The sequence below is a fragment of the Cellulomonas sp. genome (genome assembly GCF_017744555.1).
Lineage (GTDB): Bacteria > Actinomycetota > Actinomycetes > Actinomycetales > Cellulomonadaceae > Cellulomonas.
Map to the genome: position 1 here is coordinate 1 of NZ_JAGIBD010000052.1, position 12184 is coordinate 12184.

3 protein-coding genes are annotated in these 12184 nt (G+C 72.0%); all 3 read right to left on the reverse strand.

Features of this window, described 5'->3' with window-relative positions:
* Positions 1–894: hypothetical protein (locus tag J7523_RS19180; protein WP_291890244.1), on the reverse strand; the 894-nt coding region annotated here is incomplete at its 3' end.
* Between the two features lie 233 nt (positions 895–1127).
* On the reverse strand, positions 1128–4811 hold the full coding sequence (locus J7523_RS19185) for an FG-GAP-like repeat-containing protein (protein ID WP_291890247.1): 3684 nt from the start codon (positions 4809–4811) through the stop codon (positions 1128–1130).
* 656 nt (positions 4812–5467) lie between these two features.
* The coding region (locus tag J7523_RS19190; protein WP_291890249.1) for a polymorphic toxin-type HINT domain-containing protein at positions 5468–12184 on the reverse strand (6717 nt) is incomplete at its 5' end.

A 12184-nucleotide genomic window follows, 5' to 3' on the forward strand; every position in this document is an offset into this window, starting at 1 on the left:
GAACGTGTGGGAGCACGTGTCGGACGTCGCCTTGTTGCACAGGCCGACGCCCTCGGTGTCCGGGAAGTTGTACGCGTTGCCGATGACCGTGCGCACCGCCGTGCGCTGGTTCAGGGACCCGGACATGCCCGGGTCGATGAACACCGGCCACGTGGTCGCCGGATCGCTCAGCAGGTCCGCGTCCGGGGTGATCGTCACGGCGTCGTCGCCGATCTCGGCGTCCATCGCCACGGCCTCGACGCCCGGCGCGGGCGCGACGGTCGGATCGCCGATCGCACCACCCACCGCGCCCGTGCTCGCCGACGCCCCGCGCCCGGCGCGCCCGTCGCCGGGGGTGCTGGAGTCCCACATCGCCGGCACCGGGCTGGTGAGCACCACCTGCCCGTCACCGTCGGTCACCGCGAACCCACCCGAGGGCTCGGCCCGCAGCTCCACGCCCTCCGACGTGACCACGTCGAACGTCAGCTCCGCCAACGCCGGGTTCGCCGCCGCCTGCGCCGACTCCACCCGCAGCACCTGCGAGAACCCCGTCGCGTCCCCGTTCACCGACACGACCAGATCCACACCCGGCAGCACCGCCGGATACGTCACCCGAGCACCCTCGACCACCGGCTCGGTCAGCACGAACGGCGCGTCATAGACCACCTCGTGCCCGTCACGCTCCACCCGCACCAACGGCATCCCGTCCGACCCGTCCGAGAACACCATCGGCACCACCGGCGACACCACCTGCACACCACCGTCGGTCACGACGAGCGCCGGGTCCACCGGCTCCCACCGCCCCGACACATCCGTGCGCACCGCCGCCATCGACGAGTCCAACCGCACCGAACCATCCGGCAGAGCAAACGTGCTCGACCACGCCGTGCGCTCGGCCACCACCTCCACCGGCACGTCACACACCGCCGCCAGCACCGCCGCCTCACCCGCAGTGCCCGCCTCACCCACACACACCGGATCGGCGACGACGGCGCCACCCGGGACGGCGCCCGCCGGCACCGCCGGCGCCACACCCACCACCGCCAGCGCGACCACCAGCACCGCGCCCCGCGTGCGAGCACCACGGACCCGTCCGCGCGGAGGTCGCGGGTCCGCCACGCGCGGTTCTCGTCCCGCGCGCTCGGCGGTCATCGGACCATCACCTGCTTCCCGGCCATGCCGTCGTTGTTGATGGTCTGCCACGCGCTCGTGCCGCTGTACGACACCTTCCACTCGCCCTGCGGGCTGACGAAGAACACGTCGTCCTTGCCGTCGCCGTCCAGGTCCGCGAGCTGGAAGTCCTGCGTGCCGTACGCGCCACCGCTGTTGTTGACGACCTTCCAGGGGCCACGACCGCCGTACGACACCCGCCAGGCGCCGTCGCCGCTGTTGGCCCAGAAGATGTCGCCCTTGCCGTCACCGTCGAGGTCACCGACCTTGACGTTGCCGCCCGCGTTCGCGTCACCGCCGTACACGACCCACGCACTCGTGCCGCCGTGGGAGACGAGGAACCGGCCGTCGGGGTGGGCGAAGAACACGTCGTCCTTGCCGTCGCCGTTCATGTCGACGAGCTGGAAGGACTCGGTGCCGAAGCCACCGCCGTTGTTGATGACGTTCCAGCCCGTCCTGCCGCCGTACGACACGCGCCACGTGCCCGTGCCGGCATGGGCCCAGAAGACGTCGTCCTTGCCGTCACCGTCCAGGTCGCCGAGCTTGACGTTGCCGGCGGTGTTGGCGTCGGCGCCGTACAGCTGCCAGGCCGTGATGCCACCGGAGGAGACGAGCCACCGACCGTCGGGGTGGGCGAGGAACACGTCGTCCTTGCCGTCACCGTCGAGGTCACCGAACCGGTACCAGCTCGCGGGAAGGTTGCCGGGCGCCCCGATGGCCGTCCAGGCGGACCGCCCGTCGTACGACACGCGCCACCTGCCGTCGGCGGGGCTGACCCAGAACACGTCGGCCTTGCCGTTGCCGTCGATGTCGATGCCGCTGGCGTTGCGCGCCTTCGGCGGCGCGGGCGGGGCCGGGTCGAGCGCAGGGAGGATCGAGTCGGGGTTGCGGCACGCGCCGCGCAGCTTGTCGATCGTGACGACCCCGGTGTAGGTGCGCACCTGCGAGACCGCACCAGTCCACGGGTTGCCGGCGGCGCCTGCGACCTTGCCACGGCCGACCTGGAAGCCACCCGACGCAAGCCACGAGGTCCCGGCGGGCACGGCGTCACCCTGGTACGGGACCATCTCACCGGGCTCGTCGCCGTTGCCCAGGACGCACACCACGAGCTGCACGGTCCCCCCCGAGGCGTCGCGCAGGCCCGTGAGCTGGGCCCACTGACCAGGCACCACCGGGACCGTGGACACCGCGACCGCGCGCGCCGCCGCGCCCCCGTCCCCGGCGGGGACGCTGAAGGCCCAGCACGGTGACGCGGCTGGGGCGCAGCCGGTGCTGGACACGCCCAGCTCGAACCCGGACACGACCGTCCCGTCCTGACTGACGGCGGTCGCCGTCGGGCCGACCTGATCGGCACGGACCGTGGCCATCACCGAGTACGAGCCGTCGGTGCGCACCACGGGTGCGGACGTCCCGGCCGTGTCACCGGGCGCGTCGAACACCAGCGCCCGGTCACCCGGGTCACCACCGAGCGCGGCGACCGCGCCCTCGTCACGCGTGACCCCTGCCGACACGGTCAGCGGCGAACCCGCGTTCGCGACGTTGGCGGCTGTGGTCCCGGACGGCTCGTCGAGCTGCCACACGTCGCTGATGCCGGCGAAGTCGACGGTGAACCGGAACGTCGCCGTCGGACTGATGTTGCCCGCGCGGTCGATCGCGCGGGCGGAGAGGGTCTGCGAGCCCGCCTGCGTCGGCGTCACGGGCACCTGCGGCGTGTCGGCCGGGGCCGAGCCGGTGGCGCCGGCCGTCAGCCAGTACTCGTAGCGGTCGACGTCGCTCGCCCCGGCCGCCGCGAAGCGGAACAGACCGGGCTGACCGACGCCGCCCGAGGTCTCGTCGGCGGCGTACTTCGCCTGCAGGCCGGAGACGGCCTCGACGGTCGGGACCGGCGGGGGCGTCGTGTCGACCGTGAACTCGCACGACGTGACGGGCCCGGAGCGGCCCTGCGGGTCGAGGCCCGCGACGAGCCAGCGGTACTGACCGCCGTCGTGGAGCAGGCCCGCCGGCACCTGGATCGCGTGCTCGGCGCCGCTGCCCTGCGCGGGGACGGGGCCCGGGTCCCACACCACGACGTTGGGGTTGAGGGCGCTGACGATCGCGAAGTCCGCGTGGACGTTGCCGCCGTCGGGGTCGTGGACCACGGCCCGCAGCACCGGGGTAGGGATACGGATGTAGGGGCGCCCGGCACCGACGACGCACCCGGTGTCGGGCCCGGTGGTGCGCGCGTTCACGGGCGCCAGGGGTGCGCGGTTGTACGTGATCGAGAAGGACGCGTCCCACGAGTACCGCTTCCACGAGGCCATCGAGCCTTCGTCGGCCGCGAGGCCGAAGGACGCGAGCGAGGTGTTCGCCGCCGCGACGGCGCGCGCCTGCGCGGTCGCGTCGAACTCGATGCGCCGCGGCTCCCGGCCCGCGCCGCACCCACTGCGATGAGTGATCGTCTGCGTCTGCAGCGGCTGCCAGTACCCGCCGCCCGGGTAGGACGTGCTCTGGTCGAAGTCCGACACCGCGTAGAGGGTCACCGGCATCGGCGTGCACGAGTAGGAGTGCGTGCCGGTCACCGCGAAAACGGCGCTCTGCACGTCACCGGGCTCGAGCGCGCCCAGGCCCGCCAGGCCGGCGAACTGGTAGAGGAGGCGGCTCTTGAACGTGTGGGAGCACGTGTCGGACGTCGCCTTGTTGCACAGGCCGACGCCCTCGGTGTCCGGGAAGTTGTACGCGTTGCCGATGACCGTGCGCACCGCCGTGCGCTGGTTCAGGGACCCGGACATGCCCGGGTCGATGAACACCGGCCACGTGGTCGCCGGATCGCTCAGCAGGTCCGCGTCCGGGGTGATCGTCACGGCGTCGTCGCCGATCTCGGCGTCCATCGCCACGGCCTCGACGCCCGGCGCGGGCGCGACGGTCGGATCGCCGATCGCACCACCCACCGCGCCCGTGCTCGCCGACGCCCCGCGCCCGGCGCGCCCGTCGCCGGGGGTGCTGGAGTCCCACATCGCCGGCACCGGGCTGGTGAGCACCACCTGCCCGTCACCGTCGGTCACCGCGAACCCACCCGAGGGCTCGGCCCGCAGCTCCACGCCCTCCGACGTGACCACGTCGAACGTCAGCTCCGCCAACGCCGGGTTCGCCGCCGCCTGCGCCGACTCCACCCGCAGCACCTGCGAGAACCCCGTCGCGTCCCCGTTCACCGACACGACCAGATCCACACCCGGCAGCACCGCCGGATACGTCACCCGAGCACCCTCGACCACCGGCTCGGTCAGCACGAACGGCGCGTCATAGACCACCTCGTGCCCGTCACGCTCCACCCGCACCAACGGCATCCCGTCCGACCCGTCCGAGAACACCATCGGCACCACCGCCGACACCACCTGCACACCGTCGTCAGTCACCACCAACGACGGATCCACCGGCTCCCACGCACCCGACACATCCGTGCGCACCGCCGCCATCGACGAGTCCAACCGCACCGAACCATCCGGCAACGCAAACGTGCTCGACCACGCCGTGCGCTCGGCCACCACCTCCACCGGCACGTCACACACCGCCGCCAGCACCGCCGCCTCACCCACCGACGCCGCCTCGCCGACGCACACCGGGTCGGCTGGCGCGACCTGGGTCAACCGCACCGCGGCGGCACCGGCGGGCACCGCCGGCGCCACACCCACCACCGCCACAAACGAGAGGCCAACCGCAAGGGCGACGCCCCACTTCGGACGACCGCGCAACCGCACCGCAACCACGTCCCACCCTCGCCTCTCGTCAACGACTATCGCCCTGCGCCCGTTCACACGACCGTCAGAATCACCCCGGGTGAAGCCCTGCCCGCGGATTGTGTCCGCCACATACAACAACGCGCCCGCCTGGTCGAGCGCGAGGGAGTCTCGAGAAGAAGCAAATCGCCTAGACGAAAGACAGGACCCTCCCCTTGAGCTTCATTACCTTCCAGAGCCTGCACCCTCTCCCATCTTGAACCACAAGTCGCGTGTTCTTGTGACCGCAGCCCCCTCGACAGCACATATTGCTTCGCCGAGTGCCATCGACAGGCCCTCGTCGAGACCCCTCGATCGGAGGTAGCGACGCAGTCTGTAGTCGTCGAAAACGGGAAATCCCTCTGCATCCCAATCGACATCCACCTCGCGACCCGTACGAAGGTGGAACAGGCACCCTCGACCGTGAATGCGGTACTCTGCGAAGTCAGCAATCGTGCCCGAGCGCTCGAGGCGGGAATTCGACGCTCCCTGCACTGCACGCTGGAACCTCTTCCAGCATGACATCACGTCTGCAATAAAATCTTCGGCGACCCCGTCGGGAAGAGTCACCTTCGAATCCGATCTGGCCCGACCGACGCCACATCTCTCATCAGGTCGTCCAATGAACCCCACTTACCTGGGACAATCACAGACTGGGGCTCAACGACCCTGAATGGGACATCGATTCCTGCGCGAGCGGCCGCCGCTACCCTGTGATGGCCGTCCACGATGATGCGCAATCCGGCATTCTCGACGACATCAATGGGCGCCCCCTTCCACCCTTCGTTTGCCATCGACTCGGCAATCGAAGCAACTTCGCGCGCGGAGCCACGTCCAGACAATGCTTCGCTTCGGGTAAATGCACTCGGTGGGGCTACATCGCAACCCGTGTTGTGCACCAGCACCGGCGTCTCGCCGACGTAGTACGTGTGCAGGTCGGCGACCTCGAAGTTGTAGGCCGTGAGGTCGGCCGAGTACACGGACGCGGTGGCGATGGTCATCGCGACACCGGCCGCGAGGACCTTCTGGCCCGCCTTCAGGTCCACCGCGTCGACGAACGTGCGCTTGACCGCGTCCCAGATCGGGTGCTTGTCGGTCGCGTCGATCACGGTGCCGTCGGCGAGGGTGAGCTTGACCATCGTGTGGTCGCCCGAGTGCCGGATCAGGTTGACCACGGGGCGGTACCCCGTCAGGCCCGTCTTCGGGTCGGTCGCCATCACCAGGTCGCCCACCTGGACGTCCTTGATGGGTTTCTTGGCGCCGTTCGCCATCAGGACGGGTGTGGACGCGGTGAAGCTGTTGCCGATCGAGCAGGCACCGCCGCCCGAGGGGCTCGCCTCGGCGTTCGCGGCTGGCTTCGCCGCCGGCTTCGCGGCCGGTGGCGCCGCGTTGGGCTTGGCCCCGGACGGCTTGAGGTTCGCCGCCCGGTTCGAGATTGCGCTCGCGGGCCGGTTGACCGCGCCACGAATTGCCCTGCCCGCCGAGGTGACGGCGTTCTGGACACCCGGGATCTTCATGGCCAGTCGGCCAGCTCCAGCGAACGCAACCGCCGTCAGTGCACCCATACCCGTGTCGAGGGCCAGCGATCTCCACGAGAACTTCTGCGTCTTCTGAACCCTCGTCCGCCACAAGTTCGTCGACGCGTTGCCCGCCGCCCCACCGAGAGCGAAGCAGCCGTAGGTCGCCAGTGGACCAGCCACCGCGAGGCACCCCGCCGTGACGACGGTGCCGACCGCGAACCCGACGATCTCGGCCTGGTACTTCTTGACGAACCCGCCCACGGCGGACGCGCCCCGTCCGACGGCGTTCTTGACGGACTTCCAGGCGCTGCGCCACGGGAGCATGCCCGTCGGGTCCCAGAAGGTCATCGGGTTGTTGTCGGCGTACGTGTAGGCGGCCCACTGCTGCGGCTTGCCCAGGTCCATGACGGGGTCGACCGAGATGAACCGGCCGAGGGCCGCGTCGTAGTACCGCGCGCCGACCTGCGTCAGGCCGGTCGTGTCGGTCGGCTTGTTGAGGAACCCGCGGTCGCCCGGCCAGGCCGCCACGTCACCGCGCGAGTTGCCGTACGGGTCGGTGCGGCGCACCGTCACGGCGTGCGACACGTTCGCGATCGCGAGGCTCGCGGTCTGGTGCGGGTCGCTCACGAGGCTCGTGACGTCGGAGTTGCTCGGACCCGTGCGCACCGCGACGGTGCTGCCGCCGAACTCGTAGTAGCGCACCGCCGTGACCGTGCCCGTGGACACCGTGAGGTTGAGCTCCTGACCACCCGGCAGGTAGACGGTCGTGACGCCGCCCTGGCGCCGGACCAGCCGGTCGCCCTCGGCGGTGTACACGTACGTGCCGGCCGCGGTCGAGCCGGACTCGCTGACCTGCTTGAGCCGCCCGTCGGCGTCCCACGAGAGGCTCTGCGCGGGCTTGCCCGCACGGTTGCGGGTGATGGTGTTGCCCGCCGCGTCGTAGCCGTACGTGCTGGTCGTCGTGCCGGTGGGGCCCGTCGCGGTGACCGCGGTCACCGCGTGCGGACGCGGCTGGCCCGCCGCCGGGTACGTGTACGCGTACGTCGTGGTGCCCACGGACGTGCGCTGCACCTCGCTCGTGCGGTTGCCCGCGACGTCGAACCCGTACTCGCGCCAGTACGGCGCGGGCCCGCCGAGCCCCGCCACGCTCGGGGCCGCCGTGCAGCTCGCGCTGCTCGGGGTCCACGCGTGCGTGAGACGCTGCAGCCCGTCGTAGCGGTAGCACTGCGCGTCGACCGGCTTGCCGGTCGGCCGGTCCACCACCGACGTCGGGTTGCCCGCGGCGTCATACGAGTACGTGATGTCCTGGTCGTAGCCGGACACGCCCTCGCGCTGCGTCCACGTCTTCGACAGGCGACGCGTGCCCGTCTCGTACGTGTAGTTCACGAAGTCGACGTACGTGTTGCCCGCGGAGTACCGCAGCAGCTCGCCGTACGCGTCGTACAACGACCCGGTCACGTACGCGCCGTTCAGCCCGCTGCCGGCCATCCACTCGGGGACCGACAGCGCGTCGAAGTACGTCGTGACCTTCTCGGACTTGAGGTTGCCCGCGGCGGGCAGCGTCACCGACGAGCGCTGCCCGTCGAGCGCGTACTCGTAAGCAGTGGCGTACGTGCCGGCGAGCTTGCCCTCGGCGGCCGGGATCGTCACTGACTGCCCGACGGGGCGGTAGGCGTCGTCGTACCCGGTGACGGCGGTCGTGTACGCGGCGCCCGACACGTGGCGCGTCGAGGACGTCAGCTGCCCCTTGGCGAGCGTGTCGTACACCCAGGAGGCCTGCAGCTCACCGGTCGCCGTGCCGAGCCGCTGCTCGAGCGGACGGCCCAGCAGGTCACGGACCACGACGGACGTGACGCCGCGCGCGTCGGTCGTCGAGACCACCTGGTCGGCCGCGTCGTACGTCGTGCTCGACGCACCCTTGTCGGGGTCGTTCGTGGCGACCTGCCGGCCGCGCACGTCGTACGTGTACGTCCAGCGGTTGCCCGCGCCGTCCGTGACGGCCGTCCGGCGGCCCGCACGGTCGTACTCGTAGGTCGCGGTCACGTGGTCGCCCGTCGGCGCGTCACCCGTGTACTGCCACAGCTCCACGAGCTGCCCGCGCGCGTCCGAGATCGACGTCTCCGGCATGCCGCCGGTGGGCGGGTCGACGCTCACACGGTCGCCGCCGTACGTCGTGGTCGTGCGCCACCGCTCCTGCTCGCCGACGTCGAAGATCTCGGCCGTCGTGCGGCCCGCGCCGTCGTACAGGTACCGGGTGCGCGCCGGCACGGCCGACGTCGCGCGCACCAGCGTCGCGCTCGGTGCACCCGTCGTGAACCACTGCCCGTTCTCGTACGCCACCAGGCCTCGGCTGTCGTAGCCGGTGTCGGTGACCAGGCGCCCCGGGTTGTCGCGGGACGTCGACACCGACTGCGTCTGCCGCGGGCGCAGCATGCCGTCGTACAGCTCGACGGTCTTCTGGTAGTCGCCCTTGGCGGTGAGGGTCTGCGTCGTCACCGAGCTCGGGCCCGTCGCCGAGACGGTGTACGCGAACGTCATGTTCGCGGTCGTCGAGGCCTGCGGGCGACCGGGCAGCCACACCGCGGTGGTCCGCCCCAGCGCGTCGACGGTCGCGCTCGTGACCTTGCCGTTGGCGTCGGTCTGCCGGGTCGGCGTGCCCCACGCGGGGTGCACGACGGTCGTCGTCGTCATCGCCGTGCGCGGCCCCGAGCCGTCCGGGTCCGGCGTGGTCTGCGCGACGCCCGTCACCGGGCCGCCCGTCGCGGGCGTGTACGCGATCGTCGACCGGGCCCCCAGGGCGTCCGTCGTGCTGACGGCGCGGCCGTGCACGTCGTGCGTCGTGGTCTCGTCGGTCGTGTACGTCGGCGTCGAGCCGTTCCAGCCCGACAGGCTCTGCGACGACGTCACCAGGCCGCGGGTCGGCGCGACGCCGACCGCCTGACCGTCGTACGCGACCCGCTTGTCGCTGATGACGTCGGCCGGCCGCACGGGCGTCGCACCGCACCCGACGCCGACGACCTCGGTGCGCGACGTGGCCGCCACGATGTGCTTCGCGGTGTTCCGCACGTACTCGATGCGGGTGCAGCGGTCGTCGCCCGGGACCGACACGTCGCCCTGGTCGTCGACCTGCGTGGCGACCCCGTAGGTCGGGTCGTACGTCGTGACGACGCGCGTCGTGCGGCTGCCGCCCGGCAGCGCGGGTGCGGCCGTGCGCTCCTCGACGGTGCCCACGCCGATGTACGTCGCCCTGCTGCCGTCGGCGCCCGTCGCGGTGGGGGCCGACACCCACGGGACGTTGCGCGTGCCCGACAGCTCGGCGCCGCCGGGGCCGTCGAACACGACCTCCTCGCGCACGAACCCGTTGAGCCGGTCGACGTCGGCGATCCCGTCGACGGCCACGCTGCGCGTGCCGCCGCCCGGCAGCCGGTCGCCGTCCATGCCGCGGAAGTAGCGCGTGCGGGTCATGGAGCGCTGCGCGGTGGCCGCACCGGTCGTCACGTCGACCGTCTCGTAGCCGCGGAACTCGTTCCACGTGCGCTCGGACTCGGGGACGAACGGGTTGTCGTCGAACCGCCACGCGGCGTCGCCGTGGTACGTGTACGCCGTCTGCACCGACAGGCTCGCGTCGTCGTTCGGGTTCTCGACGACCGAGCTCACGAGGTACTTGTGGAAGTACTCGACGATCGGGCCGCCCTCACCCACGGGCTGCCAGCGCACGGGGAAGCAGCGGCGCGTGTTCGACTCCGGCGACGCCGGCAGGTTCCCGACGGTGCAGTCCTGCGGCGTGTAGTTCAGCGAGACGCGGGCGCCGGTCTCGGTCTCGATCGCGTTGATGCGGAACCGGTTCATGGGCGGCCCGGCGTCACCCAGTGTGTCGACGCGGTTCGCCATCTGCGTGCCCGCGAACTTCACGTCGGGCAGCGTGATGGCCGTGCCGACCATGCCCTTGTGCCCGATCCGGTCGAGCCACATCGCCTTGTCGGTGGAGTCGCCCGGGTCGGGGAACGTGTGCGTGAGCGTCCAGGAGTCGACCGCCTGGTACGACGTCCCGGAGCGGACCTTGGTCGTGACGCCCGTCAGCCGCTTGCGCGAGAAGAACACGGGCGACGTCACGGACGGGCACGACGTGGTCGACGTGCACACGAGGTCCGCCGGCACGTCGGGCCACGCGCTGGCCTGGGCCGGCGCGATCGCGCCCGGGTCGCACGCCACGCCGGAGGTCGGCAGGCAGCGCTCGGAGACGGTGAAGTCGACGCGCATGGGCGCCGGCGTCGACGCCTCGGTGCCCGCGACCTGGCCGTACTCGATCGACACGGGGTAGCCCCCGCGGACGTACGTCGACACGGCCTCGCCGAGGTTGCGGCCGTAGCCGTTCGTCTCAGTCGCGTACGTCGTGGTCAGCGAGTTGCCGGACGTGTCGACGACGTACTCGAGGTTCCAGCGCCAGGTCTGCATGCACCACGACGCCGCGTAGGTCGGCGAGTAGCACGGGTCACCCGGGTGGTTGCCGTACACGGGCACGGACCACGCCGAGTTGGTCTTGGTGGTGTCGGTCGCCGAGCGCTGCCCGCGGCCGAAGACGTACTGGGTGCCGTCGGTCGTCGTGACCTTCCAGTACTCGCCGTCGTTGTCGTCGTTGAAGCCGCCCGTGAGGCGCTCGACGCGCGTGCCGTCGTCCTCCTTGAGGCGCCACGTGCCCGTGGCGGCGTCCTTGACGAGCTCGCTCGAGTGGCCGGAGAGCGACAGCGTCGCGTTGTCGCTCATCCAGCACAGGTCGCCGGTCACCCGGTCCTTGTTGTTCGCGGCACCGCCGCGGTCCTGCGCGCAGGACTGGTAGCGCCGCTCGACGAACCCGGTCGCGAGGTCCCAGCCCTCGCCGATCCAGGACGACTGGTTGTTGGTCGAGGCGACCTTGCCGTCGACCGCGCTCGACGAGTACGAGAGCGCGAGCTCGGGCTCCGGGCCGCCCAGCGCCGGCGGGACCCGCAGCGGGTACGCCCAGCTGAACGTGCCGGTCTGCCCGGACACCTGCCACGACGACGACGGCGAGAGGGACGTCGCCTGGAACGACCCGGCGCCGCCCGCGGGGGCGGCGGCGAGGGCCATGACGCGCGCGGAGGACGCGGGGACGACGGCCGTGACGGTCGACGCCGCGAGGTCGTTGCGGGACTCCAGAGGGGTCTGCTCGCGGCACTCGGCGCGGTCGGGCGCGGTGAGCGCGCAGTCGGGCAGGCTCACGACCCGCAGGCGCGACGCCCACGCGCCGCCGTAGGCGCGCGCGAACGTGCCGTAGTCGACCTCGACCTCGAGCGGCGCCTCGGCGAGCGCCGCGGCGGCCTCGGGCGTCGTGCCCGCGTCCGCCGGGGGTGCGTCGGGGGTCGGCGCGTCCGTGGGCGCCGGCGCAGCGGGCGTCGGGTCGGACGTGGGGGTCTGGGTCGTCGTCGGGGCACCCGTGGGGGTGCCGGACGTGGACGACGCCGGGCTCGGGGTCTCCGCGTCCGGCCGGGGCGAGCTCGTGGGGGCGGCCGCGAGCCGGCGGGCCGCGGGGGCGAACGACGCGTTCTCGACGCGCGCCGTGCCCGACGCGGTGCCGGCGGACGGTGCGGCGTCCTGCGACGCGGCGGGCCCGGCCGGTGCCTCGGGGTCGACGGGCGTGCCGACGCGCAGCAGCACCCCCTGGACGCCCGCCGCGGACGCGGCGCGCTGGTCGAGGACGTCGACGGCGACCTCGGCCGTCGCGGCGGGGGCCTCGGCGCCCGGGGC